16 protein-coding genes, 1 tRNA gene and 2 pseudogenes are annotated in these 26,173 nt (G+C 63.0%); 14 read left to right on the top strand and 5 right to left on the bottom strand.

Going from position 1 to position 26,173, the window contains the following annotated elements:
* The first annotated feature begins 1 nt into the window (after position 1).
* The 5 genes from ACZ6DL_RS08470 to ACZ6DL_RS08450 all read left to right on the top strand — a co-directional run bounded on the left by ACZ6DL_RS08470 (position 2) and on the right by ACZ6DL_RS08450 (position 7,348).
* Positions 2-913, top strand: coding sequence for an alpha/beta fold hydrolase (locus tag ACZ6DL_RS08470; protein WP_466049963.1), 912 nt, complete (start codon positions 2-4; stop codon positions 911-913).
* Between the two features lie 299 nt (positions 914-1,212).
* Positions 1,213-3,258 (top strand): DNA topoisomerase (ATP-hydrolyzing) subunit B, encoded by a 2,046-nt coding sequence (gene gyrB / locus ACZ6DL_RS08465; RefSeq protein WP_466049962.1) that lies wholly within the window; start codon positions 1,213-1,215, stop codon positions 3,256-3,258.
* Positions 3,259-3,310: 52 nt separating this feature from the next.
* Positions 3,311-5,830: a DNA gyrase subunit A gene (gene gyrA, locus ACZ6DL_RS08460; RefSeq protein ID WP_062966896.1), complete on the top strand. Its 2,520-nt coding sequence runs from the start codon at positions 3,311-3,313 to the stop codon at positions 5,828-5,830.
* A 39-nt stretch (positions 5,831-5,869) separates the two neighbouring features.
* Positions 5,870-7,117 carry a DUF3566 domain-containing protein gene (locus ACZ6DL_RS08455; RefSeq protein WP_466049961.1) on the top strand — a complete coding sequence of 416 codons (1,248 nt, stop codon included), beginning with the start codon at positions 5,870-5,872 and terminating at the stop codon, positions 7,115-7,117.
* A 154-nt stretch (positions 7,118-7,271) separates the two neighbouring features.
* A tRNA-Ile gene (locus ACZ6DL_RS08450) sits at positions 7,272-7,348 on the top strand.
* A 495-nt stretch (positions 7,349-7,843) separates the two neighbouring features.
* Here the strand turns inward: ACZ6DL_RS08450 and ACZ6DL_RS08445 are convergent.
* Positions 7,844-7,966, bottom strand: a pseudogene (locus tag ACZ6DL_RS08445) (transcriptional regulator); the annotation flags it as partial.
* Positions 7,967-8,228: 262 nt separating this feature from the next.
* Between ACZ6DL_RS08445 and ACZ6DL_RS08440 the strand changes: the two are divergent.
* The 8 genes and pseudogenes from ACZ6DL_RS08440 to ACZ6DL_RS08405 all read left to right on the top strand — a co-directional run bounded on the left by ACZ6DL_RS08440 (position 8,229) and on the right by ACZ6DL_RS08405 (position 18,523).
* Positions 8,229-9,716 (top strand): serine hydrolase domain-containing protein, encoded by a 1,488-nt coding sequence (locus tag ACZ6DL_RS08440; protein ID WP_466049960.1) that lies wholly within the window; start codon positions 8,229-8,231, stop codon positions 9,714-9,716.
* 141 nt (positions 9,717-9,857) lie between these two features.
* Positions 9,858-10,652, top strand: a complete 795-nt coding sequence (locus ACZ6DL_RS08435; RefSeq protein ID WP_466049959.1) for a lysostaphin resistance A-like protein — start codon at positions 9,858-9,860, stop codon at positions 10,650-10,652.
* A gap of 17 nt (positions 10,653-10,669) precedes the next feature.
* A complete protein-coding gene (locus ACZ6DL_RS08430; protein WP_466049958.1) occupies positions 10,670-11,455 on the top strand; it encodes a MerR family transcriptional regulator in 786 nt (261 codons plus the stop codon).
* Between the two features lie 151 nt (positions 11,456-11,606).
* On the top strand, positions 11,607-11,924 hold the full coding sequence (locus ACZ6DL_RS08425) for a hypothetical protein (RefSeq protein WP_466049957.1): 318 nt from the start codon (positions 11,607-11,609) through the stop codon (positions 11,922-11,924).
* Positions 11,925-12,520: 596 nt separating this feature from the next.
* Complete coding sequence (locus ACZ6DL_RS08420; protein ID WP_466049956.1) at positions 12,521-14,023, top strand: nSTAND1 domain-containing NTPase; 1,503 nt, start codon at positions 12,521-12,523, stop codon at positions 14,021-14,023.
* Positions 14,024-14,488: 465 nt separating this feature from the next.
* Positions 14,489-15,667 carry a hypothetical protein gene (locus ACZ6DL_RS08415; protein ID WP_466049955.1) on the top strand — a complete coding sequence of 393 codons (1,179 nt, stop codon included), beginning with the start codon at positions 14,489-14,491 and terminating at the stop codon, positions 15,665-15,667.
* Positions 15,664-16,776, top strand: a complete 1,113-nt coding sequence (locus ACZ6DL_RS08410) for a hypothetical protein (RefSeq protein ID WP_466049954.1) — start codon at positions 15,664-15,666, stop codon at positions 16,774-16,776. The genes ACZ6DL_RS08415 and ACZ6DL_RS08410 overlap by 4 nt, the downstream gene beginning before the upstream one ends.
* Before the next feature lie 607 nt (positions 16,777-17,383).
* Positions 17,384-18,523: pseudogene (locus ACZ6DL_RS08405) on the top strand (IS3 family transposase).
* 349 nt (positions 18,524-18,872) lie between these two features.
* Here the strand turns inward: ACZ6DL_RS08405 and ACZ6DL_RS08400 are convergent.
* The 4 genes from ACZ6DL_RS08400 to ACZ6DL_RS08385 all read right to left on the bottom strand — a co-directional run bounded on the left by ACZ6DL_RS08400 (position 18,873) and on the right by ACZ6DL_RS08385 (position 23,911).
* Positions 18,873-21,146: a peptidase domain-containing ABC transporter gene (locus ACZ6DL_RS08400; protein WP_466049953.1), complete on the bottom strand. Its 2,274-nt coding sequence runs from the start codon at positions 21,144-21,146 to the stop codon at positions 18,873-18,875.
* Complete coding sequence (locus tag ACZ6DL_RS08395) at positions 21,143-21,388, bottom strand: acyl carrier protein (protein ID WP_466049952.1); 246 nt, start codon at positions 21,386-21,388, stop codon at positions 21,143-21,145. The genes ACZ6DL_RS08400 and ACZ6DL_RS08395 overlap by 4 nt, the downstream gene beginning before the upstream one ends.
* Positions 21,378-22,391, bottom strand: a complete 1,014-nt coding sequence (locus ACZ6DL_RS08390) for an AMP-binding protein (protein WP_466050476.1) — start codon at positions 22,389-22,391, stop codon at positions 21,378-21,380. The genes ACZ6DL_RS08395 and ACZ6DL_RS08390 overlap by 11 nt, the downstream gene beginning before the upstream one ends.
* Before the next feature lie 338 nt (positions 22,392-22,729).
* Positions 22,730-23,911 carry a condensation domain-containing protein gene (locus ACZ6DL_RS08385; protein WP_466049951.1) on the bottom strand — a complete coding sequence of 394 codons (1,182 nt, stop codon included), beginning with the start codon at positions 23,909-23,911 and terminating at the stop codon, positions 22,730-22,732.
* A gap of 945 nt (positions 23,912-24,856) precedes the next feature.
* Between ACZ6DL_RS08385 and ACZ6DL_RS08380 the strand changes: the two genes are divergently transcribed.
* Positions 24,857-26,095 (top strand): DUF455 family protein, encoded by a 1,239-nt coding sequence (locus ACZ6DL_RS08380; RefSeq protein WP_466049950.1) that lies wholly within the window; start codon positions 24,857-24,859, stop codon positions 26,093-26,095.
* Positions 26,096-26,173: the final 78 nt, after the last annotated feature.

Below are 26,173 nucleotides of genomic sequence, written 5' to 3'. Positions count from 1 at the left end.
GATGACGATCACCACGGCGGTCGGTCCGTTTCCGGCGAGCGCGACTCGGACGGTTCGCCGGGATGACGTCGAGCTCGCGGTCTACGAATGCGGCAACCCCGACGGTGTGCCGGTTCTGCTGATCCATGGCTGGCCCGATACCCATCTGCTGTGGAGCCGGGTTGCGGCCCGGCTCGGCGGCCGCCATCGCGTGATCGCCTTCGACAACCGAGGCGTGGGCAGCAGCTCGGCGCCGACAGCGGTGGAGGACTATCGGATCGAGGAACTCGCGGCCGATGTCCGCGCGGTCATAGACGCGGTCGCGCCCGGCGAACGGGTGCACATCCTCGGGCACGACTGGGGATCGGTGATCGGGTGGGAAGCGGTCGCCGCCGCGGACGCCGCATCGGTGATCGCGTCCTTCACCTCGGTGTCGGGCCCCAACCTGGACTTTCTCGGCGCCTATCTGCGTGGTCCGCTCACCGCGGCGCGGCTGCGGGGCGCGCTGACCCAAGCTGTGGCCTCGGCCTATACCGTGGCCTTCCAGATCCCCAAGTTGCCGGATCCGGTGCTGCGGGTGCTCTCCGGCCGCTGGCCGCGTTTCCTCGCGTTCTTCGATGGCATGGACCCCGCACTGGTGGAAACGGCGCCGACGCTGCGCACCGATATGCTCAACAGTCTGAAGCTCTACCGCGCGAATATCCGGCCTCACCTGCGTCACCCGCGGCCTCGTCCGATCGAGGTGCCCGTCCAGCTGATCGTCGCCACTCGCGACCGCGCCGTGCGGCCCGTGGCGAACGCCGAGGCCGATCGGTGGGTGCCGTGTTTGACCCGGGTCGAGATCCCGGCGCGGCACTGGTCGCCGATCTCCCACCCCGCGGAGCTGGCGCGCCACACCGCCGCGTTCATCGCTCGGGTCGACGCCCCGCGCTGATCCGGGCCGGTGACCCGCCGACGCATCTCTCAGGCCACTTCTGATGGATCAAAACCAGCGGGAGGCGGAACCGAGTCGCCGAATTCCGATTTCTCGCATCCACGGCGCTGTGAGGGGTGTCGGAAGTGGGTTGTAAGTTGGGTGTACCAGTAGGATGGTGACGTAACTAGCGGCGATACCTTCGGCGCGTTCCGCACAGTCCGCGCGTGGACCCTGATTCTCGAGAGAATGACCAGGGTCGACGCGTGCTGTCCGATCGCTCTATGCCGGGATCAGCAAGTAAGGAGAGCTACCGACCAGTGGCTGCCAAAGACTCCACCGCATCGGGTTCGACCAGAACGACCGGGAAGCAGGACTACGGTGCCTCCTCCATCAAGGTTCTCGAGGGGCTCGAGGCGGTTCGCAAGCGTCCGGGCATGTACATCGGCTCCACCGGTGAGCGTGGTCTGCACCACCTGATCTGGGAGGTCGTCGACAACTCCGTCGACGAGGCGATGGCCGGGTACGCGACGAAGGTCGAGGTCACGCTGCTGGCCGACGGCGGCGTCGAAGTGGTCGACGACGGCCGCGGCATTCCCGTGGCGATGCACGCCCAAGGCATACCGACCATCGAGGTCGTCATGACCCAGCTGCACGCGGGCGGCAAGTTCGACTCGGATTCCTACGCGGTGTCCGGTGGTCTGCACGGCGTCGGTATTTCCGTGGTCAACGCGCTGTCGAGCCGCTTGGAAGCGGAGATCGACCACGACGGCTACCACTGGAGCCAGACCTACAAGGACGCCATCCCCGGCAAGCTGATCCAAGGTGAGCCGACCAAGAAGACGGGCACCACCATCCGCTTCTGGGCGGATCCGGAGATCTTCGAGACCACCACCTACAACTTCGAGACGGTGGCCCGCAGGCTGCAGGAGATGGCGTTCCTGAACAAGGGACTGACCATCAAGCTCACCGACGAGCGCGTCAGCGACTCCGATGTGACCGACGAGGTGGTCAGCGAAACCGCAGAGGCGCCCAAGCACGCCGAGGAGGGCCCCGCGCCCGCCGAGCACAAGGTGAAGACTCGGACCTACCACTACCCGGGCGGTCTGGAGGACTTCGTCCGCCACATCAACCGCACCAAGCAGCCGATCCACAACTCGGTCGTCGGGTTCACCGGCAAGGGCACCGGCCACGAGCTCGAGGTCGCGATGCAGTGGAACTCGGGCTACTCGGAGTCGGTACACACCTTCGCGAACACCATCAACACGCACGAGGGCGGCACGCACGAAGAGGGCTTCCGCGCGGCGTTGACCACAGTGGTCAACAAGTACGCCAAAGACAAGAGGCTCATCAAGGAGAAGGACGGCAACCTCACCGGTGACGACATCCGGGAGGGCCTGGCCGCCATCGTGAGCGTCAAGGTCGGCGAGCCGCAGTTCGAGGGCCAGACCAAGACCAAGCTCGGCAACACCGAGGTGAAGTCGTTCGTGCAGCGCACCTGCAACGAGCACCTCACGCACTGGTTCGAGGCGAACCCGGCCGACGCGAAGACCATCGTCAACAAGGCGGTCTCCTCGGCGCAGGCCCGCGTCGCCGCGCGCAAGGCGCGCGAGCTGGTGCGGCGCAAGTCCGCCACCGACCTGGGTGGTCTGCCCGGCAAGCTGGCCGACTGCCGGTCCAAGGATCCGAGCAAGTCCGAGATCTACATCGTGGAGGGTGACTCCGCAGGCGGTTCGGCGAAGTCCGGCCGCGACTCGATGTACCAGGCGATCCTGCCGCTGCGCGGCAAGATCATCAACGTCGAGAAGGCGCGTATCGACAAGGTTCTCAAGAACAACGAGGTCCAGTCGATCATCACCGCCTTCGGTACGGGCATTCACGACGAGTTCGACATCAGCAAGCTGCGCTACCACAAGATCGTGCTGATGGCCGACGCCGACGTGGACGGCCAGCACATCTCCACGCTGCTGCTCACGCTGCTGTTCCGTTTCATGCGCCCGCTGGTGGAGCACGGGCACGTGTATCTCGCGCAGCCGCCGCTCTACAAGCTCAAGTGGCAGCGCAGCGATCCGGAGTTCGCCTACTCCGATCGCGAGCGTGACGGTCTGCTCGAAGCGGGGCTCGCCGCCGGAAAGAAGATCAACAAGGACGACGGCGTACAGCGCTACAAGGGCCTCGGTGAGATGAACGCCAAGGAGCTGTGGGAGACCACCATGGATCCCGCGGTGCGGGTGCTTCGTCAAGTGACGCTCGATGACGCGGCTGCTGCCGACGAACTGTTCTCGGTCCTGATGGGCGAGGACGTCGAGGCGCGTCGCAGCTTCATCACCCGCAATGCCAAGGACGTTCGCTTCCTCGACGTATAGCCGGCGTGAGTTCACCCAGCCCTGTTCACGCCAGGCCCGGTAAGGAGACCGCATGACCGAGACCACGCTGCCCCCGAATGGCGGTGCGGGCGACCGTATCGAACCGGTCGATATCCAGAACGAGATGCAGAGCAGCTATATCGATTACGCGATGAGCGTGATCGTCGGCCGTGCGCTGCCCGATGTGCGCGACGGCCTCAAGCCGGTGCATCGGCGCGTGCTCTACGCGATGTACGACAACGGCTACCGCCCGGACCGCGGTTACGTGAAGTCCGCCCGCCCGGTCGCCGAGACCATGGGTAACTATCACCCGCACGGTGACGCGTCGATCTACGACACCCTGGTCCGCATGGCCCAGCCGTGGTCGCTGCGGTATCCGCTCGTCGACGGCCAGGGCAACTTCGGTTCCCGCGGTAACGACGGCGCCGCCGCGATGCGGTACACCGAGTGCCGCCTGACCCCGCTGGCGATGGAACTGCTGCGGGAGATCGACCATGAGACGGTCGATTTCACGCCCAACTACGACGGCCGTTCCCAGGAACCCGTTGTGCTTCCGAGCCGGGTGCCGAACCTGCTGATGAACGGCAGCAACGGCATCGCGGTCGGCATGGCGACCAACATCCCTCCGCACAACCTGAACGAGCTCGCCGAGGCGATCTACTGGGCGCTGGACAATTACGACGCGGACGAGGAAGCCACGCTGGCGGCGTGCATGGAGCGCGTCAAGGGCCCGGACTTCCCCACCCATGGCCTGATCGTCGGCGGCCAGGGCATCCACGACGCCTACACAACCGGTCGTGGCTCGATCCGGATGCGCGGCGTCGTCGAGATCGAAGAGGACAACCGGGGCCGGACGACGATCGTCATCACCGAACTCCCGTACCAGGTCAACACCGACAACTTCATCAACTCGATCGCCGAGCAGGTGAAGGACGGCAAGATCGCGGGCATCTCCGATATCCACGACGAGTCCTCCGACCGCGTGGGCATGCGGATCGTGGTGACGGTGAAGCGCGATGCCGTCGCCAAGGTGGTGCTGAACAATCTCTACAAGCACACCCAGCTGCAGACGAGCTTCGGCGCGAACATGCTCTCGATCGTCGACGGCGTGCCGCGGACGCTGCGGCTCGACCAGATGATCCGGCTCTACGTCGAGCACCAGTTGAACGTGATCGTCCGGCGAACCCGCTACTTGCTGCGCAAGGCGGAGGAGCGGGCCCATATCCTGCGCGGCCTGGTCAAGGCACTCGACGCGCTGGACGAGGTCATCGCCCTGATCCGCCGTTCGGCCAACACCGATACCGCCCGGCTCGGCTTGATGGAGCTGCTGCAGATCGATGAGATCCAGGCGACGGCGATTCTCGATATGCAGCTGCGACGCCTGTCCGCCTTGGAACGGCAGAAGATCATCGACGAGCTGGCCAAGATCGAGGCCGAGATCGCCGACCTCAAGGACATCCTGGACAAGCCGGAGCGCCAGCGCGCGATCGTCCGCGACGAACTGGCCGAGATCGTCGACAAGTACGGCGACGATCGGCGCACCAGGATCATCGCCGCCGACGGCGACGTGGCCGACGAGGATCTGATCGCTCGCGAGGACGTGGTCGTCACGATCACCGAGACCGGCTACGCCAAGCGCACCAAGACCGACCTCTACCGCAGCCAGAAGCGCGGCGGCAAGGGCGTGCAGGGCGCAGGGCTCAAGCAGGACGACATCGTCAAGCACTTCTTCGTCACCTCGACGCACGACTGGCTGCTGTTCTTCACGAACAAGGGCAGGGTGTACCGGGCCAAGGCCTACGAACTGCCCGAGGCCAACCGCACCGCGCGCGGCCAGCACGTGGCGAACCTGCTGGCCTTCCAGCCGGACGAGAAGATCGCCCAGATCATCCAGATCAAGTCCTACGACGACGCGCCATACTTGGTGCTCGCCACCCGGAACGGCCTGGTGAAGAAGTCGAAGCTGACCGACTTCGACTCCAACCGCAGCGGCGGCATCGTCGCGGTGAACCTGCGCGACGAGGACGAGTTGGTCGGCGTGGTGCTCTGCTCGGCCGACGACGACCTGCTCCTGGTCTCCGCGCTCGGCCAGTCGATCCGCTTCTCGGCCACCGATGAGGCGCTGCGGCCGATGGGGCGCGCCACCTCCGGTGTCCAGGGCATGCGGTTCAACGAGAGCGACGAACTGTTGTCGCTCAATGTGGTTCGGGACGGCACATATCTGCTGGTCGCCACCTCCGGCGGCTACGCCAAGCGGACCGCGATCGAGGAGTACACCGCGCAGGGCCGCGGCGGTAAAGGCGTATTGACCATCCAGTTCGACGCGAAACGTGGCACCCTGGTCGGGGCGCTCATCGTCGACGACGACGATGAGTTGTACGCGATCACCTCCGGTGGCGGCGTGATCCGGACGGCGGCGAAGCAGGTTCGCAAGGCCGGACGACAGACCAAGGGCGTGCGATTGATGAACCTCGCGGAGGGCGATACCTTGCTTGCGATCGCGCGCAATGCCGACGAGCCCGATCCCGATCAGGTCTCCGGTGGCGGCGACACCGACTCCTCCGAGAAGTAACCCATCAGCGGCGGCAACGAACGGACCCAAGGATTCCCATTGACCACTCCGAATCAGCCGAATGACGAGCGGCACCAGACGAACGGTGTGACCGAGCGGATCGCACCGTCACCGATCCCGCCGCGGCCGATCCCACGGCCGGTCGCCTCGGCCGAGAACGGTCAGCCCGGCGGCGGCCAGCAGAGCGGCCAGCCGGTCGGTCACCCCGGTGGTGGCCAGGCCGGCGGTCACCCCGGTGGCGTGCAGCCGGGTGGTCACCCGGGCCAGCCGAACGGGCCGCAGTCCGGTGGGCACCCGGGTGGGCAGCCGGGCAACCAGCCCGGCGGCAACCAGCCGAACGCTCAGCAGCGCGAGATCCGCGACCAGCAGGGTGATTTCGCGCCGCAGCAGGGTGCGCCGCAGCAGAGTGCGCCGCAGCAGGGTGCGCCGGAGCAGGCGCTCGGCGGTGACGGCCAGGACCGGTTCGACCAGAAGACGGCGCGGATCAACCACCAGGCCCCGCAGTCCGCGCCCGAGAGCGAGGACAAGCAACCGGTCGGCGCCGCGGGCAACGGCGGACAACAGTCGCCGTACCAGGACGGGTGGGCGCAGCTGCCGCAGCGGGAGCCGCAGTCCAATCTGTACCGTCCCGGCCAGGCGCCGGTCACCGGACGCCCGAACTCCGGCGGTGGAGGTCTCGGCGGCGGCACGTCCAACGCACGCACCACCGCCGACCTGGCGGCCAAGGCGGCGCGCAAGGAAGCGGCCATGGTGAAGTCGGTCGGCATCGACGGGCCCACCCGCAGCATCGCGCGCCCGGAACTGATCAAGGACATGCCCGACCTGTCCGAGATCCGGCACCCGCTGCCGCCGAACGAAGCAGGAGTTCCGCAGGCCGGGCCGGTTTCGCCCGCGGTTCCGGTCGCGGTCGCCGCAGTCGCCTCCGGGGAGCCGCTGCGGGCCACGGTGCAAATTCGGCGTATCGATCCCTGGTCGACGCTGAAGATCTCGCTCGTCATCAGCGTGGCGATGTTCTTCGTGTGGATGCTCGCGGTCGGCCTGCTCTACATCGTGCTCGAGGGCATGGGCGTGTGGGAGCGGCTGAACAACACGTTCACCGACATGGTGTCGCAGGACAGCGGCTCGGTGGGACTGATCGACGCGGGCACCGTGTTCGGTTACGCGGGCGTGATCGGCCTGATCAACGTCGTGTTGTTCACCGCGCTCGGCACCGTCGGCACCTTCATCTACAACCAGTGCTGTGATCTCGTCGGCGGTATCCAGGTCACCTTGGCCGACCCCGACTAGCAAGGCCAGGCATTACGGACGGCCGGTACCCGCCACCATTGGTCGGGTGCCGGCCGTTTTCGTTGAGCACAGGGCGTCTACCAGCCGTTTTGGTTCATCGGAGAACTGTTGTGTAGTCTCTACACGTTGTTGTTCACGCGAACAACACCACTACGGGCCTATAGCTCAGGCGGTTAGAGCGCTTCGCTGATAACGAAGAGGTCGGAGGTTCAAGTCCTCCTAGGCCCACCATTCAAACTTGCTATAACACCAGCTAGAACGCATTTCTGGCTGTCTGATGTCTATTTTGTCCTGTTGTGGTGATGACACGGTCATCTCTAATTGATGACATGAGGGGCTGCCACCTCTTCACCCGTCGGCATGACCTGGCCTTTCTGTCGTTTGGAGTACGAGGATTCGATCCTCCGACCCCCGGTCTATGGCAGGGGGCCGCATCGGTGAGCGCGCCGAGATGGCTCATAGCGCCAGGGGGTCGGCTTGCCCGTGTGCGAATTGAATTGATCGTCGCCAGCCTTCTCGTGGCCGGTGCGTTCAACTCGTGGCGGGTTCGTCTGAGAAGCGAACTCTTATCTACCGGGTGGGAGGACATTTCTTCCCGGGAACCCTGCATTGGCCAATTTTCGCGTCCGCGTGGAAAGTACTGTGGCAGGGACGGATACGACCATCAGCGCGCTCAGGCAGCGCCTGTGGCCGTAGCCTTGTCCAGGCCGCCCGCGCGGTGACGAACCAGCGGGCGCGTCGGCCCTCCGGGGGCGCGACGACAAGTCCGCATCCGAGCAAACGGGCCAGGTGATTACAACAGATCTGGCGCGAGACCTCGATCTGCTCGGCCAGATCCGACGGGTACCCGGCGCTCGGCGCAGGCTCATGGCCTTGGGGGCACCATTGGACGCTTGCGAGATGCGACTGCCGCCCGCAGCTGTCACAACACTCAGAGAAGTGATCTAGATCACGATTGAAGTTGACCTTGGGTCAGGGTGGACGCTCATTGCAGCGGCACGAAGCCGACCGTGACGAAACCGATTTCCAGGAGTGCACCACCGTGTCGATCACCCTTTCCGCTCAGGACAAGAGCACCCTGCGGACCGCTGCGTACGGTGCCGTGTCGCTGATGGCCGCCGCCACCGGCTCGCCCCGCAGGGTCGCTACGAACGCCACCATCGCGCTGACCTCAGCGACTGGTCTGGTCGGGCACGTGCTCGCCGCGAACGTCAAGGACATCGAACTGAAGGGCAACACCGTCGCCGAACTCGCCGACCGCGTACTGCCGGCGCTGAGCGCGGCCATGAAACTGCTCGGCAAACAAGCGCCGGCAGAAGCCGACAACTTCCGCGACACCATCTTCCTCGCCCTCGAAGCCGCCCAGGTCGAGCTGGACAAGCCCAGCACCGTAACGGCCGAGATGGCCCGCAAGGTCGCTGCCGCCCTCGACACCGCCGGAACAGCCGGTGCGAACAGCGAGCCCGCCGTGCCGAATATTGTTGCCGGGCAACCGCGCCCGGAGCTGCAGAAGGTGATCGAGGAGATCGTCGAATCCGGGTTCGTCGGGGTGTCATTGCGCGTGAACGATGAGCGGGGTGAGTGGGTCGGCAGCGCCGGGGTGGCCGAGCTGGGCGGGGACGCTGCGCCGCCGATCGACGGGCATGTCCGGATTGCCAGCAACACCAAAACCTTCACCGCGACCCTGGTGCTGCAATTGGTGGCCGAGGGCAAGATCGGGCTGGACACACCGGCGGCGGACTACCTGCCCGAGTTCGGTCTCGATGAGCGGATCACGGTGCGGATGCTTCTGCAGCACACCAGCGGGGTCTTCAACTTCACCGGCGAGCTCTACGAGGATGGCGCCCTGGTGCTCGGGATCCCCGCGCCGGGCACCCCTTTGGGAAAGGAATGGGTGGACAACCGGTTCAAGACCTACCGACCGCAGGAGCTGGTGGAGCTGGCGCTGTCGAAGCCGGCCCGCTTCGCGCCGGGGACGGGCTGGAGCTATTCCAACACCAACTACGTGCTGGCGCGGCTGCTGATCGAGAAGGTCACCGGCCGGTCCTTCGCCGAGGAGATGCGGCAGCGGATCCTTGGCCCGCTCGGGCTGTCGGGCACCGTGGTGCCGGAGACATCGTCGGAGATCCCCGAGCCGCACGCCCATGCTTATTACCGGTACGAGGAGGATGGCGAGGAGCAGATCGTCGACGTCACTCGCCACAACCCCTCCTGGAACCCCTGCGGTGGTGACATGATCTCGACCACCCGAGACTTGCACACGTTCATCTCCGCACTACTGCGTGGTGAACTGCTGCCGACCGAACTGCTGGCCCAGATGTGCACACCGCATCCGACGGGGATCGCGACCATGGATTACGGCCTGGGTGTGTTCGTGCGGGATCTGGGTCCCGACGTCGGCACCGTCATCACTCACAACGGCGGCCACGCGGGCTACGCGACGCTGATGTACAGCACACCCGACGGTGCCAAGACCATGACCGCCTCGCTGACTTGTGTGGACGACTCCGTCATGTCCATCGGCGTGCCGTTCCAGAACGCACAGCAAAGGCTCCTCCACCAGGTGTTCGGCGGCGGTCGGACAGATCCCGCCAACTAGCGCGCGATCGGGGCCACACCGAACCCGACCGGCTCGGTGTGGCCCGGTCCCCTCTCCTGTCCACCGGGCTCGGGCCGGGCGGGCCGACACTTCCGGCTCATTCCACATATCCCATTCACTAACTGTTCGAGGAACCTTGTCATGCACACCTTGGAAAACGTGCCACCGAACGGAATGGTCGAGCGACTGCTGGGCGAACGCCACTCCCTGTCCCTGTCGGTCGTGTTGCATCTTGTCCCCGGTGGCCTGATCGTCGCCGTCTACCTGCTGATCGGTCAACCGTTTGTCGAGGTCATCGGTTATCCGGCCTTCCTGGGCTGGGCGATCGCCCTGAGCCTGATTTTGATGCCGGTGCTGTCAGGGCTGCTGTGGCTGGGCCGCCGCCACAACGGCCGCTTCTCGCTGCACGGCGTACTGCGCTACACGAACAGACCCGTCCCGCGCGGGAAGCTGGAGGCGATGGTCATCGCACTCATCGCGTGGATGATGGTGCTCGGGTTCGCGCTGGCACCGCTGAACGACTTCTTCAAGGACTACTTCACCTGGCTCCCGTACGCGAACACCAGCGACAGCGGCAACAATACCTACCTCGAGCTGCCGGGATACTCGCATTCGACGCTGCTCGCCACGATGGTGATCTGCCTGCCATTGACCGGCTTCTCCCTGCCGCTGATCGAAGAGCTGTACTTCCGTGGTTTCCTGCTGCCCCGAATCGCCCACCTGGGCGGCTGGGCGCCGGTATTCAACACGGTCTTGTTCGCGCTCTACCACTTCTGGTCGCCGTGGGTATTCGTATCGCGGGTGATCTTCACATTGCCCGGGTACTGGTTTGCATGGCGGCACAAGGACGTCCGGCTCTCGATCGGGATGCACGTCGGCGTGACCTCGATCGTGGCGACGCTCGGCACCACCGCCTTCGCGTTGAACCTCATCTGATGAGGAAGGCTGAGCAGATGAGGAACGGAGTCACGATCGGGCAGGCAGCGGCATTCGTCGGCGTCACCGTAAAGACAGTGCGGCACTACCACAAGCTCGGCCTGGTCGCCGAGCCGGACCGTGACAGCTCCGGCTTCCGGCGGTACGGCTCGGCGGAGTTGTTGCGGCTGGTACAGGTCCGGACGTTGGCCGCCGCCGGGGTGCCGCTGGCCGGGATCGGGGCCATGCTCGACGCCGACGCCACCTCGTTCGCCACCGCACTCGCCGACGCCGAGCAGCAGCTCACCGCACGGATCGAGGAGTTGATCGCGCGGCGGGACACACTGCGCCGGCTCGCCGATGGTGACCGTGCGCTGCTGGGAGACCGCGCGGTGGCACTGCTACAGCGCATGCCCGACCTCGGTTTCCCCGCCGACGAGGTGGCATCCACCAGGGAAGGCTGGGTGCTGGCCAGAGCCCTGGTCCCAGAAGGCTTCGACGACTACCTCACCCACCTCGAACACGCCCTGGACGACCCCCGATACGTCGCCTTGATACAACGCGCAGCCCAGGCCGCGGCGTGGGAACCGGACGACCCCCGCATCGACGAACTCGCCACCGCGATGGCCGACCACTACCTCGCCAACCCCGTCCATCTGCAAATCGTGACCGGCCTGCAAGCTCGCACCGAGGCCGCGACCCGATATCGGCTGATCGCCCACCATGGCGAAGAGCAAGGATCAGCCGCCGCCCGGGCGCTCGCGCTGGTCGAAACCAAGCTCCGCTCCGCAGGCATCCGTATCCCCAGACCAGAGACCCACTGAGCGCGGATCAGGACAGCGTGTCACGGACCCCGACGAGCGGTAGCCAGTCGGACCGAATCGATGCGCCGCCCTGCGCGGCGCATCTGCTCGACGGCGAGCAAGAATGCGGTCGTGCTCGTCGCAGTGGGATTGTCTGGCGCGCTGCCCGTCGATGAGGTCAGCCGCTAACGTGCACACCGAATTGCCGCAGTTGATGCACAGCCGCCCTGTGCTGCTGTTCGCATTCGCCTTCGCCGTGATGGCCGACCCGGTGTCTTCGGTCGCCTACGCGATCGAGGCCGCGCTGCGCGCCCTGAACGGCGACCTCGCGCTCCTGCTGCCGACGATGGGACTGGTCGTCGCGATCGTGGTGCCGGTCATCGTCAACTACCACCAATTGGTGGCCCGCCTCCCCAAGGTGGTGGCGCGGCGGCGGCCACCGGGGAGGCGTTCGGCGAGGGCATGGCGTTCGTGCCCATCGGCGCGTTGATCGTGAACTTCGTACTCACAATCGCCATTAGCTCTTACCGTGGTCCCGCACTGATGTATAAAACTGACGGAGATGCTTGAGGCCCACTCTTTGAACCTGTGAGTCACAGGTGTTCTTCGGCCGCCATTTCCGATGGGACGGCATCCTCTCGCATAGTGCGGAAAGTCCGATACTCGGTCCTCTGTGGTGCCGACTGCGCGGCTGAGTGAAGTCCGCTGTTCGTGAAGCTGGGCGAGCGGTCTCGCCCGGCGAACTCGCTGGCCCGCGATTCCCGTCGACCCAGGATCTCGCACTGTTCGGCGGCACAGAGTCCGTCTTGTCTTCCCATGCCGGGGTCGTAGTCGGACCTCGATGTCCTTGCGTTGCTCCTTCGCCCCGGCCTCAGGTACGCACGACGTGGTAGCAGCGGACCGTTGTTGCGCGGCGGGTCGGGACCGCGCGCGCCTTGACGACTCCGCCCCGGGGTCCGGCCGGCGCGAATTTGCGAATCTCGCGCACCGGGTGGGAACCGTTCGGAGACTGGAGACGTCTTATCAGTTAGTAGGAGGGAGACGGTCGCTGTCACGCAGCGATCGTCGGAGGACAACGGGGGTCAGATGATCATCACCGAAGCCGGTCAAGGCACCATTTCCTCGCGCAGCGCCACAGCGCGTGCGGAGTTCGAGCGCCAGTTCGTTGCGCTCTACAATGCGGCTGGAAGCCCACCGTTGCGGGTGTTGGCGGCATCAGCACGGCAGCGAGCACACTCTGTGAAGAGCACCCAGCACGTCGGACCTGTCTCTGCCCAGCGGATCAGCGACTGGAAAACTGGACGAAACGTGCCTGCCCGATTCGAGGTCCTGCTTCCGGTACTGCTGGTCCTCATCGATCACATCCGTCGGCGTAAGGAAAGAGTCCAGCCGGACCTCGTGAGCCTGAAGGCATGGAAGGCACTGTGGAAGCACGCCCAACCGGCAAAAATGCGTCGAGCATCGTCGGCCGCGGGCTCGCCGTTCCGAGGCACGGCGCACTACACACACGCGGACAAAGCGGATTTCACCGGAAGGGACCGTGCGGTCGAGGACGTAATCGCGCTGGTTCATGCGGCGGTGAACGCTACGGGAAGCGAAAGGCTTGTCGCTTTGATCGGAGCCACCGGAACCGGCAAGACTTCGCTGCTCGAAGCAGGATTGGCGCCTGCGTTGAGGTCGTCCGGAACATGGCGCTGGAGCGTGCACACGACTCATTTAGGTGACGACCCGGTCAGCTCGCTCGAGGCTGTGGCTGCGCGTTCGATCCAGCTCCACCGGGAGGACGCAGAGCATCCGGAGGGACACAGATCCGCTCGTCAGCTGGTGATCATCGACGGATTCGAGATCTTCACCTCGCCCTGCCTCGATCATGATACCCAGGCAGCTGTGCTTCGACTTCTGCTCTCGCTCACCGAGGTCGCGGTCGTGATGCTCTCACTGCGTGCCGATTGCGTCGCTGGCTGCGGCAAGTTTCCGGTCCTTGCCGACACGCTCGCCTCCCGTGGATACCAGCTCGGCGCTTTGGAATTGGATGAATTGCGGACCGTGATCACAGAGCCGGCCAGGCGGCACGGTATCAAAATCGAGCCAGGTGTCGAGGAGCTATTGCTCACGGCGATCGTCGGCAGTATTTCGCCTAGGCGGCGGCACGGCCACGGTGAGGTGAGTACCCTATCGATCTTGTCGGCCACTATGCACGCCATATGGACGGAACGCGAAGCCACCCGGCTCACCGTCGCCAGTTACCGTCGGGTGGGAGGTGTCGAAGGCGTGCTGCACAGCGCGGCTGACACGGTCTGGGAGGAGCTCTCGGTGACCGAACGCCCGCACGCCAAGCGAATCATCCTCGCTCTGATATCGGTTCGTCGAGACGCCGACGAAACCCGGCGCAGAGTCCCGCATTCGGAATTGCGCGGCATCGTCGGTGAATCTCCCGCTCGTGCGGCGGTCCTCGAAAAGCTCATTCAGTCGAGGCTGGTCGCGATCGCTGCGGACTACGTGTGCCTGAGTCATGACCTGGTCCTCACCTGGCCACGTCTAACCGAGTGGCTAGAGGCGGAGCGGCCTGCGTTACCCATTGCCGGGTGAACAGGCCCCGGTCCGCGACATGGGAATGTCCGGACCGGACGCTTATGCCGACGTCGATGACGTGCATACATGCCATTCGGCATACCAGACCTGATTGCGGGTCACATGCGCGTGACTTAAGCTGTCGATAGCGAGATGATCGCCGGATTCGGTTTTCCTGGCGTAGTCGAAAGGGGCTGTATTCAAGGCATTTTTATGCCCAGGGCTATCGTTAGTCGTGAGATGACGAGTCGCGTGCGATTGTCGTAGAGGCCGTCGATTATCGGTGTATGGAAACGGTGACGGCTACTGCGGCTCGGCGTTGGGAGCCGAAATACCAGCACGCGTTCGGAATTCTCGGCAGGTTAATCGGTCGGCGCTTACATCGCATGGAAGGGTTCGTCAACGGATAGTAACACCCGGGGCGATACGGACATGTCTGAAAGGGGAGGGGGAGGGGCGTTCCGATGCCACCCCCGGTTGCGTATGAAGACTGTTATAGCCTTCAACGGGCAGGTGCGAGACGAGGCTCGTTTTCTCGGCACACTGGAGACCTGTGAGCGTTTGTTGTCCGGCGGTGTCTGCGACCAAGTGGTCTACGCGGACTGGAAAGGCGAACTCGATGCCTACCCTACTGTCCGGGCAGCGCTGCACAGGATGGGAGCCAACGTAATAGAATTGCGCCCGATGCGTGACCGTGGACCGGGCAATTCTTACACGCAAATTCGGTCGCTCAATGCGGTACTGGACCAACTGGAACCGGACGATCGAGTTCTAAAGCTTCGCCCGGACGGATTTATCGCTGAGAAACTTCTGACGCGAGTACTGAGCGGTGCCGGATCGCCGTACCGTATCCGCAGCGACGTACCGGCGGTTTTCAGTGAGCGCATATGGGTTCCCTGGTTTCATACCAGTCGAGTGATGCATTTATCTGACGAGGCCTTCTGTGGGCGCGTCCGCGATATCAGGAAACTCCAATCGGGGGATGGACGCTTCGAGGGTGCGTTCGGAACGCCGCTTAGCTATGTGCATGTCAGACGATTTGCTCCCCCTTTCTTCACAGTTTTTCCCGACCTCGAAGTGTTCTTCGAGGACTTCGCCCCGGTGGTGCTGCCGGTACGGCGGCCCAGTGATCTGCCGATCAACATTATGGCGTCGGTAGCATGTCAAATTCCGAATTATCGATATCTGCTATACGGCCGTGTGGTTGACGTCGGCCTGAGGCAGACCTTCTTTCCGTATATAATCGCCTTATATTACGCCATATTGAAATGGTACTTCTATATCGATGGGGGTGCTCGCTCCGAAGATTTCCACATCCGGCGCGGTCCGACCGATCGCGAAATAGTGTGGGGTGAATCGTTGGAGGGCGACCTGCTGCGGGATGGCGACCCTTGTGTCCGCTGTTACTCCGCGAACTGGCTCCAACTCGTATTCAGCATACGCAGCAGTGGAGTCGTCGAGCGGATCAAGGAGATGGTCTCCAGCTTCGATGGGGACCCGGCCAGTGTTTCCTCGCCAGTGTCCAGTGAGATGCGTGCCCTCGAAGCGGCACAAATCCAGCAGACCGTCCGCAGGCAGATATATACCAACGCGCCGAAAATAATTCTGGAACGATCGTCTTTGATATACCGGACCAGAAGCTTGCATGGAACAGTGAGATGACAGACATGAAGATCGACATCGTGGTGACCACCATCGGATCCGGCGATTTCATCGATGACTACGCAGACATCATGAGAGAAAATTCTGCTCGTATCATCGTGATTCCGGACGATAATACGCCGACCGTGCTGTACGACCGAATCGGTCGGGCCATCGACGCCGGTATGAACATCCTGTGCCCCTCGATGACGCAACAAGAAGACTTCCTGCGATCAGTGCGCGGCGAATGCCTCGTTGCTCGGCGGTCCGACAGCCGCCGCAATATCGGGTACCTGATCGCGTATCGTGACGGCGCGGATTTGCTGATCTCGGTCGATGATGACAACCTCCCGCACGATGCAACCTTCCTGAACGCACATCGAATCGTCGCCGAAGACAGCAAAGAATACTCGGTGATCAATTCCTCGTCGGGATGGTTCAATCCATGTACCATGCTCGACACCGATCCGGCCGACGTTTACGTCCGCGGTTTCCCGTACTTCTCCCGTGCTCGAGCCCATCTCACCAAGGAGCTCCGGGAATGCCGCATAGCGGTCAACGCCGGGTTGTGGCTCGGTGATCCGGACGTGGACGCCATCACCCGGGTTGCACAGGCACCCGTCTCGACCGCATTCAACGGGAGAACCGTTGTCTTGGGCCCCAATACGTGGGCGCCCGTGAACAGTCAGAACACCGCTGTCGCCCACCGGGCCATCCCGGCATACTACTTTCCTCGCATGGCCTACCAAGTCGGTGAGCGTCGGATCGACCGTTTCGCTGACATCTTCAGCGGCTTGTTTGTCCAAGCCTGCGCCAAGGCGATGGGAGAAGCCGTTGCCTTCGGCGAGCCGTTGACCGACCACCAGCGTAATGAGCACGACCTACTGAACGACCTGGATCAAGAGCTACCGTTCATCCGAATCCTCGAGGACATATCGACCTGGCTCACCGAGACACGCCTTACGGTGACCGAGTCGTACTCGGCGTTGTACGTCGAGTTGGCCGACCTGCTCGAGGACCAGTGCGAGGCATGGAACACGAAGGCGTGGTCGCATGCGGTCCGTTCCTATGTCCACGAGATGTGCTACCTCATGCGAGCCTGGGCGCGAGTCACCGAGCAACTCGTCTGAACGTGCGGAGCGGTGCGCCGCAACGGGTCGAACGGTGCCGACGTCGATGAGCTGTCGTCATCGCCACCGCGAATGGGACAACCACCAGCCGAAGGGGTATGTATGCGCAAATCATCGCCAGCCAGCGCCTCGACCACATAGGCGCGGACCCTACGCGCACCTCATCGGCACTCTACCGCGCCCGGTTCAGCAGATGCTGACAGCCGTCGGGACTCGGCGCCCCGCCAGATGCCAGGACTTCTTCCGCTCCACCGGCGCCAGTATCCCGTCACTACGCCCTCGCCCACCCTCGCGGCTCTGCCCGCACGAACACACCCGCAATACGGGCGTCCACGTCACCCGGGATGACGGTGCGGGTCCGTTCGCGCCGCAACAACGCCCGATCGGCGGCTGAGAAGTACGCTTTGTCGGCCGCCAGCACCTGTGGGTTGCGCCATGGCTGGCGCCCCTCGAGGCGGGGTACCGCTACCGCCTCCAGCATCGGCGAGTCGCCCGGCCTGCGTGAACAGCACCGACAATCCCGGTGGCCTGTCCCCAATGAAATGAGACCGCCCGGATTTAGAGTCCTGTTGGCCCTGGTGAGGGCCTGGAAAGGACACTGAGAACCATGGCAGGACGTAAGCGGCATTCCGCGGAAGAGATCGTGCGGAAGCTGCGCCGTGCCGACGAGTTGGCTGCCGCCGGGGCTTCGGGCGAGGAGATCGCCGCTGAGCCGGGGATCTCTGCGGCCACGTTGTACAACTGGCGGCGCCAGTACGGCGGAATGGACACCGACGCCGCCAAAGAACTCAAGGAGTTGCGGGAGCAGAACGCCCGGCTCAAGCGGTTGCTGGCTGACCGAGCTGGAGAAGGACGCGTTGCGGGAGATCGCTCGCGGAAGCTTCTAGGTCCGGCGGCCAAGCGGCGGGCGGTGGGCATGCTTTTGCAGGTCAAGGCCATGTCCGAACGGTTCGCTTGCAAGGTCCTCGGGGTGCATCCGTCCACGTTCCGGCGGCTGCCGCTCGCCCAGACCCCGGGCGATCCCGACGCCGGCGCCAGGGCATGGCTGCGCGAATACGCCAGGAAGAACCCGTGTCATGGGTTCCGTCGGGCGTGGGCGGCGTTGCGGTTCGACGAAGGTCACCGGGTCAACCGCAAACGGGTGCATCGGTTGTGGAAGCAGGAGGGCCTGCAGGTGCGGGCGCATCACCGACGCAAACGCCTCGGGTCCTCGTCGGTGCCGGCGGTCGCCGCAGACGCACCGAAGACGGTGTGAGCGTTGGATTTCCAGTTCGACTCCACTGTCGATGGTCGGGCGGTGAAGATCGCGTCGATGGTCGATGAACACACCCGGGAGTCGCTGCTGCATCTGGTGGAAGGCTCGATCACCGGCGAGAAACTCGTCGCCGAACTCGCCCGGGTGTTCACCACCCGGGCGTCCCGAAGGCGCTGCGGTGCGACAACGGCCCGGAAATGACATCCACAGCACTGCAACGCTTTTGCGCCAACAGGATCGGGATCCCCTACATACCGCCCGGCACGCCGTGGAACAACGGCTACATCGAGTCGTTCAACCGCCGGTTGCGCACCGAGTGCCTCAACCGCAACCACTGGACCTCCCTGCGCGAGGCCCGCGTGGTAATCGGTGACTTCAAAACCGAGCACAAACCTGCGGCACCGGCATTCAGCCCTGGGCTACCGGACACCGGCCGAGTACGCTGCGGCCTGCACCCACACCCACCAACCGGTGGGCTGTGGGATCGATTGAAACCGACGAAACAACCCGGGCTCCACTTCCGGGTGGTCGCGTTATCGGGGACTGGCCACCGGGACCACGGAGGTCGTGGAGCAGGTGAACTCTCGTCAACCCACCACGCGCGAGCACCCGACCGCAAGATCCACCGGTTCATAGCCTAGACAACGAGTCGCACCTGGCGCCGGCACCAAGCCCCCTGCGTCCGCCCTTCGGATTCGGTAACAGCAACTCCAGCAACTCACGCTGCCCGGCTGTGAGCACCTGATGCAGCTCACCCACCAGTTCGCCGCAACGGGGACGGTGGATCACCGGTCTACCCCAACCGGCCTACTTGGAAAGGTGTGAGACGGGGAGTGCGACTTCATTCCTTGCCGCGGCCGGATTTTCGGTCATCCAGTATCCCGCAGCCGCCATCCATCCGGAGCACCACATCGGCACCGGCCGCGACGGCGTCACGATGTCCGATTGATATCACGGTCGAACCCAGACGCTTGATGTTATCGAAGATGAGCCGCTCAGTTTCTGGATCGACTGCACTGGTCGCCTCGTCGAGGATCAATAGTGTCGGCTTTCGTACGAGCACCCGTGCCAAAGCTATCCGCTGTCGCTGACCCCCGGATATACCCGAGCCTCCCGAGCCGAGAATAGTTTCGTAACGCATGGGAAGGCTGGAGATGAATTCATCGATCACCGCCAATCGTGCGGCTTCGCGAACCTCATCGAATGTCGAATTCTCGTTTCCGATCCTGATGTTCTCAAGGATGCTGCCCGCGATGAGTCCACTGTGCTGGTCGACGTATCCGACCTGACTGCGATAGTCCGAACAATCCAGTTCTGCCAGGCTCTCACCGGAAATCGTCACCGTGCCAGAGGAAGGCATCAGCAAACCGGCGAGCAGCATGCCCGCAGTCGACTTGCCCGACCCCGAGCGTCCGAGGATCGCAAGGAATTCGCCACCGGCGATGGAAAAAGAGATGTCTTCGAAAGACGGTTGGGCCGATCCCGGGTAGGTGAACGATACCCGGGCCATCTCGACGCAAGGCGGTACGTTCAGATCGACGACCGTAGCCGAGGCAAGCTCGGCCGGATGCGTGAGAATGTCATTGATACGGCTCAATTCAGGCATGACATCTACGAAGGCCGACACGGCATGGGATATGTTCGACAATGACACGAACAAGCCGACGCCAACCGAACCCAGCGCGACGGCTCTCGACAGGTCATTTCCGGTAGGATCGGCCGACAGCAGACCGGCTAGTAGTACTACCAGAGGTGCGGCGAATTGCAGGGTGGTCATTACGGCAGTAATGGTTCCGGTGTGACGGCGCTTTCGCGTGCCTGCGGAAATCTCGGCGGCGAACAAGCCCGACCACTTCGCGTGCAGAGCGCGCTCCGCACCGAGCGACTTCACGGTGACGATGTTCTCCAGCATCTCCTGTGCGGATGACGAAGTCTTGATCTGCGATTCGACGGCGTCCACCGACAGTTCACGCTGACGGGGCCATGTGATGGCGACGACAATGAGGAAAATACCGGTGAAAGCCAGCAGCGTCAGAGCGAGCCACCACGCGTCGTAGGTGATCACCATGATATAGCCGAGGACCATGACGGAGTCGAGCAGACCGCTCAGCGTCGTCACCGATGCTAATTGCTTCAATCGCGCTGCGGACCGGGTGCGATAGGCGAGGTCGCCTGGGCTACGCGTCAAGAAGTAGTCCAATGGCAGGCGCAGCAGTCGGGCCATCACCAACTGTGAAATATGTGATTCCAGGCGACTCTGGATCGAGACGATGAGACGAGACCGCCAAAGTTGCAGCAGGCCGTACACTACGACGCTGGCGACGATTGCGACGATGTAGCGAGTCAGAGCCCCGTCGGAACCGATAGTTCTACCGCCATGCGCAACTAATCGACCCAAAACCAGTGGAAATATCAAATTGAAAGCCAAGAGGAGGCCGGACACCAGCGCGGCTGTGACCCACATACCGGTTCGCGGGATGAATCGCAGAGCGAAACCTACGTTGGAAAGACCGTTGAGCAGCCCGCGGTTGGCTCGGAAGTCGCTTTCCACAGCAGGAAATTCGATCGCCACACCGGTGAAATCGGCATCGGCTTGTTTCCAGGTGATACGCCGTCGGCCTACGGCCGGGTCAACAACGACGAGATGTGATCGTGCCGCGCGTTCGAGAACTACAAAATGATTGAACCGCCAGAAAAGGATACTGCCTGTCGGTAGATGTCGCAGTCCCGCCAGGTTCGTCCGAACGCCCCGCCCGTCTACCCCGTGTCGACGGGCCACTCTGAGAAGACTCGAGGCTGAGGAACCGTTTCTTCCGCCGCCGACTTCGTTCCGAAGCGTCTGCAGTGTGACGTGGATGCCCCGGCTGGCCAGCGTCATCTGCAGACTTGCGGGACCACAGTCCGCGTACTCCACTTGCGGACGGTAAGGAATCCGGGGCCTTCTCCAGCTGAACCGCCAAGAGCCGGTACGACGGCCGAGGGGATCGCGTCCCCGAACGAAGGCGGCGGGGCCGAAGGCACCGTGCTCAGGATGTCCGAAAACCGCGTTTTGGCGGAACCTGCCCCTCCGCGGCTCTTGCGTCTCGATCGGTTCTGCTACCTGGTCGTTTCTCATCGTGTCGTTCCGAGGGTGGCGCGCCGTTCCAGTGCGAGCGCGATCTCGTCCAGTGACTTGGCATCGAAGATATCCGGCAGGGTCAGCCGCAGTTTGAGATTCACTTCCAAGATGTTCAGCAGCTCGACCGCCGAAACGGAGTCGCCGCCGATGTCGAAGAAGTCGTCGGTGGACCGTGCCGATCGCTCCAATACACCTTCGACTGCAGAGAGCACCGCCGACAAATAATGGTCATGATCCATGATTTTCTCCGTTCGGCGAGGCCGGCGCCGGTTCGGCATCTGCCGACAACAGGGCATGGGCTTCTCGCAAGGCGACCTTGGCCGATGGCGTACGTGGCAGAGAATACGGAGGAAAGTGTTTGAGCACGACTTCTCCGGATTCCGCGGCAAGTATGCGATCTACTTCCCGGGCGGCCGTTTCGGACGTCGCCTCGACTGCGCCGATGATTTGTCCATGGCCTTGAAACAATACCGCTTCGACCACTCCATCCACCTCGCAAATCAATTTCCTAAGGTATGGAATACGAGCGGATTCGTTGTCACGTCCGACAATGTAGAGAAACCCATCTCGGATGAATCCCACATCACCGGTTCGCTCCTCCAAAGCTTCTCTGCTGTTACCGCGACGATGCGTTATCCGCAACGGGCCGACTCCGGAAGTATCGTCCACCTGAACGGTGATTCCTCGATACGGGCGGCCCACGGACCCCGGATGCGCGAGCCATTCGGCTCCGGAGATGTCTGAGATTGGGCCGTTGGACGTCCCATAGAATTCTATGAGTCCCGGGCCGAACTTTTCGATTGCGGCTCGTTTCAGCCAAATCGGCACGTGGCTCCCGCCGTGTAGTAAGACCGAAAGGTCCGGGGGCACGGGCCCCGGTGCTGTGACGAGGTCCAAGATGTCTCCTGCGGAAACGAAGCCGCTCGACGCCCGGTGTTCCGCCGCTGAGTGCAGGAAACCCGAAGCCGACCATTTGTCCAATACGACGACGCAGCTCCCCGCTTGCAAGGAGTAGAGAGCGGGTCCGAGCGTGCCGAGGTGAAAAGTCGGATTGCCCATGAGATGCGGTCCGGCGGCGGGCCCGGCGCCATATCGTTCGACTACTGCGACACCGCGATATCTCCCACGCCGTGGCGTTTGCCTGACCAGCTTCGGTGACCCGGTGGTACCGGATGTGAAGTACGCGATGTATCCGTTCTCCACTCCGCTTCTGGCCGCACCGGAGCGGCGGTGACGCACCATATCGGTGCCGTCCCAACTCAACGTGACTTCTTCGGAGAATTGTTTTTCGCGCATGAACCACTGGTGCCCGGTGGTGGGGAGAACTCCGGCTCCTGCGCGCAGACACGCCAGAATAGTCGAGAAGGTGGCAGGGCCTGGTGGGCCGACGGTAAGCACAAGATCGGTGCTGTCGGCACCGGCCGCTCTGAGTCGTCGTTCGCATGCTTCTGTCATGTGGACCAACTCTTGCCAGGTCACGACGTCGTTGCCGGTTACTATGCCGGCTTCGTTCGGTGCCCGCCGAGCACTTTCCCACGGGGACCACAAGAAGGCCTGCCTCGAGCCTCTGCTTTCTATTTTCATAGAATCTCCCTCAAAGACTCCAAGTAATGCACGACAATTTCCTCAGGGAAGATGGAACAATCCGTACCGAGAACAACGGTGAGTGTTCCGCCGCCGTCGTAGATCTGCATGCTGGCGGGCCTCCCACCCGATCGTCGTGGTGCATACCAGGCACGTTCCGCGAGGCAATCGCCGAGCTGGACCGTGTGTTGCGCGGGTCGGTGCCGTATGTAATTGAAGTCGGGAAACCGGCCACGTTCAATACCTCTGTCGCGCTCCATGTTTCGGAGAACTGCACTGTCGACGGCTTTGTGCCGCATAGTCGCGAACAGTGCGTCGAGTGTTGACTCCGGCGTCGGGCACGAATTCGCGTGCAGGTCTATCGTGACCGGACGAATAACCGAGAACATGCCGACGACATCGCGGTATCGCGCGCTGAGGTGTTCGAAGTGCACATCGGCGGTCACGTGCTCGGCTCGCTCCTGCCGGCATCGATCCGCGACGAAGCCGGTGAAGCTCGCCAGCATCAGGGCCACGTCATGGATTCCCCGCGTCGGCCCGGAGAGGGGCGTGCGACGGTCTAGAGTGATTCGATGAATGCTCCTGGGACGATCGGTCGCCGGTGTCTCCGTGTTCGGGATCGAATCGATCTCCCGGTCGACCGCCTGCTCCCAGAATTCGAGATCAGCTGCCGCCGACGCGGCGGTCGGGTACGTGGATTCGACCGCCTTCCGGTAGTCGGCGCGAGTGATGACCGGTAGGTTGCCGTTGTCGACGAGGGCGCGATATGCGGTGAACAGGTCGTTCTCGACCTGGGCAACGCCACGGGCGTTGACGACGGCATGCTGGAACGTCAGCAGTAGCATGTGAGTATCGGCCCCGGCGCGTATCAGCCGGAAGTGAACCGGGGGTTCGTTCCAGAGGTCCCACCTTGCCGCATCAGAATGGATCAAACTATCGCAATAGCGAATCAGTGTCTCCAGGTCGGTTTCGCCGACATCGAGAAGCGAGATTGCGCTCGAATCGCTGTCGTGGCTGATGGATTGGACGAATGTCTCCCCATCGCGCCCGAAGTGGGCGGACAACGCGCCGTTGGTGTCGATGGCGTACCGGAGAGACCTGGCGAGGGCCGTCTCGTCCAGCGTCCCGCGAAGGAGATAGCGGCAGCTGATGGGTACGCTCAGATGCGGCTGGTCCATATGGTGTAGAAGGACGTCGGCTTGTCCGGGTGTCACACCGAAGTGGTACTCGTCGTATGGACCAGAAGTTCTCGACACCGCAGTCTTCCCGTTTCATCGAAGTCGGTGCGGATTCGCGGGAGCACCGAGTCCTGCCAGCAGGTTCTTTGAGGATGAGCACCGGTCGTCGCCGGGACAGTGCGGTGGCCGAGCCACGCGGACCCAGCTCACCGCACTGCCCGATCAGCGGGGTCGATTAGAAGGCAACACCGCTCTGGACGGTGGAACCGCCACCGACGATGTCGTCGAGGTCCGCATCGGACAGAGTCCGGATGTCGACCTTCGTGAACTCGAATTCCATTTCTTTCACCTCCTTCTCTTCATATCGGGATCAGGTGGCTGTGACCGCATTGGTCGCGAAACCTCCGCGGAAGTAACAGAAGTCCTCGAATTAATTACCGAGTATGAGCGCAATTATTCGGAATCCGGGCGAGCAAACGCACGCCAGGCGCAATGGTCTTGCAGCGAATTCCGTGATTAGTTAACCCCCACTATGTCCCTTGTCGCCAGGATACATCGCCATTCCATTGGAACGCAAGCCTTCGGCGGTATCGCCGGACTCGGTGGCGAAGGCGCCGGCCGATACGCTACTCGTGCAGCTGCGGAGATCTCCGTCCGGGAGCTTGTGCGGGATCTTGTCCGGTCCGGACATGACGTCGACACTGTTGTCCTGCGGCGACGTCATGGAATTGCGTGAAGATCATTGACCTCGATTCAGCGACGGTTCTAGCCTTGTCGTCAAGTGCTGTTGGTTTCGGGGTGGGTCTTCAGTAGTCGCCGACGGATATCGCCGGGCTGCACGACGATGATCTTCCTGCACGAGAAAAAAGGGGGGCGTATGCCGGAATGCACTGAGCGGCGTATTCGGTTTGTCGCAAGCCAGCCTGATGGTGATACGGGGAGATCATGAAAGTCGAGTCGGTCCTGCCTGCCGAGACTCCAGGTATCGTAGACGCGCGCGAACGTCTTACTCGTGCTCGGGACGCCATGATCGAGGTGACGGCATGTCTTGCGGAAGCAATTTTGCGGGAGCCCGAACTCGATCTCAAATGTATTCTTGCCGACCTGCTCTACCAAGATGCTCTCGCCGTCTCGGAGATAGCGGCCAGGCTGTATCTTCTAGGCAGCCCAGCCGCACCGGCTATCTCGGATCTGGATGAATGGGATCCGATGGAAGTTCCCATCGATCCACTCCTACTCATCCGGACAGCTGTGGATACGCTTACGCGAATCGCAGACGTGAGTTGGCAGCTCTGGGACGAGCCATCCAGGAGAGTACTCGATAGAACTCTGGCCACCGTTCGCACGCAGCTCGAAACTGTCACCGCACTGTCGCGGGATTCGAGCTTCACTGTTACGAAGCGTCGAGATGGCTCGTATCCAGCGCGAGCTGATCACATCGCTGCGGTTTCGGGCCGTACGGGGCGGAGCGTGCAGGCCCAACGAGCGGAAGACGACCGGGTCCGTAACGAGAACCGGAGCGGCCCACGTGACTATGCCGCGTCCTTCTTCCACCGATCGTTGATCTCGGTCGAGTTGCCTGCGCTGGAGATATGCGCCGACAACATTGCGAGGTTCCGCAGCATGCCGTGGGACTTCGTCATCGACATGGCGAGGCAGTGCTGGGATGAGTCCCGGCATGCTCAAATGCTCGCTACGAGAATCGTGGAGCTGGGCGGGCACATCGGGATGACGCGAGGCGATATGAAGATGTGGGAGATGAGTCTGGATCAGCCGCTGCCCATGCGTCTTGCCATCAATCAGCGTATCGGGGAATGGATCGGAGTAGACACACTCCTTTTCAAGACGCATGATTTCAAGTCAGCGTTGGATGTACGTTCTGCGGAGATGCTCGAATTCATGGTTTTCGATGAGGTGACACATGTTGCCTTCGGCAACAAGTGGCTGCTCAACCTCTGTGGAGATGAAGCGAGCGTCCGCGATCAGCACGAAGCCGCCGACTTGTTGCGAGAGCAGCGGGGTGACCTGGCGAGTCACCAACTGGATCTTCCCGTCAACGTTCTCCTGTGCGAAGCCGCGGAGTTCACAGACGCCGACATACTCTCGTTCGGAAAGACCCGGAAATTGGGCGGGCAGGAACCGAAGGAAGGCGATGATCGGCCGGCAACGGCCGGCGGCGAGTAGTACACCCAGCGTGGGCGCCGCGCTTCCGGTCACCGCATGGTGCGTTGACGAAGTGGAACTGCCTGCGATCAGCGCTCC

This window comes from Nocardia sp. NPDC041819, from assembly GCF_055590505.1.
This window is presented reverse-complemented; position numbering and strand designations above follow the sequence as displayed.

What these genes read in the sequence shown, in the direction of transcription:
- ACZ6DL_RS08390 (WP_466050476.1), bottom strand. Translation starts at nt 22,391, where the DNA reads ATGGTGCGTCACCGCCGCTCCGGTGCGGCCAGAAGCGGAGTGGAGAAC.
- ACZ6DL_RS08385 (WP_466049951.1), bottom strand. Translation starts at nt 23,911, where the DNA reads ATGGACCAGCCGCATCTGAGCGTACCCATCAGCTGCCGCTATCTCCTT.
- ACZ6DL_RS08415 (WP_466049955.1), top strand. Translation starts at nt 14,489, where the DNA reads ATGAAGACTGTTATAGCCTTCAACGGGCAGGTGCGAGACGAGGCTCGT.
- ACZ6DL_RS08410 (WP_466049954.1), top strand. Translation starts at nt 15,664, where the DNA reads ATGACAGACATGAAGATCGACATCGTGGTGACCACCATCGGATCCGGC.
- ACZ6DL_RS08440 (WP_466049960.1), top strand. Translation starts at nt 8,229, where the DNA reads ATGGCCGCCGCCACCGGCTCGCCCCGCAGGGTCGCTACGAACGCCACC.
- ACZ6DL_RS08425 (WP_466049957.1), top strand. Translation starts at nt 11,607, where the DNA reads ATGAGGTCAGCCGCTAACGTGCACACCGAATTGCCGCAGTTGATGCAC.
- ACZ6DL_RS08400 (WP_466049953.1), bottom strand. Translation starts at nt 21,146, where the DNA reads ATGAGAAACGACCAGGTAGCAGAACCGATCGAGACGCAAGAGCCGCGG.
- ACZ6DL_RS08380 (WP_466049950.1), top strand. Translation starts at nt 24,857, where the DNA reads ATGAAAGTCGAGTCGGTCCTGCCTGCCGAGACTCCAGGTATCGTAGAC.
- ACZ6DL_RS08395 (WP_466049952.1), bottom strand. Translation starts at nt 21,388, where the DNA reads ATGGATCATGACCATTATTTGTCGGCGGTGCTCTCTGCAGTCGAAGGT.
- ACZ6DL_RS08430 (WP_466049958.1), top strand. Translation starts at nt 10,670, where the DNA reads ATGAGGAACGGAGTCACGATCGGGCAGGCAGCGGCATTCGTCGGCGTC.
- gyrA (WP_062966896.1), top strand. Translation starts at nt 3,311, where the DNA reads ATGACCGAGACCACGCTGCCCCCGAATGGCGGTGCGGGCGACCGTATC.
- ACZ6DL_RS08470 (WP_466049963.1), top strand. Translation starts at nt 2, where the DNA reads ATGACGATCACCACGGCGGTCGGTCCGTTTCCGGCGAGCGCGACTCGG.
- ACZ6DL_RS08435 (WP_466049959.1), top strand. Translation starts at nt 9,858, where the DNA reads ATGCACACCTTGGAAAACGTGCCACCGAACGGAATGGTCGAGCGACTG.
- ACZ6DL_RS08420 (WP_466049956.1), top strand. Translation starts at nt 12,521, where the DNA reads ATGATCATCACCGAAGCCGGTCAAGGCACCATTTCCTCGCGCAGCGCC.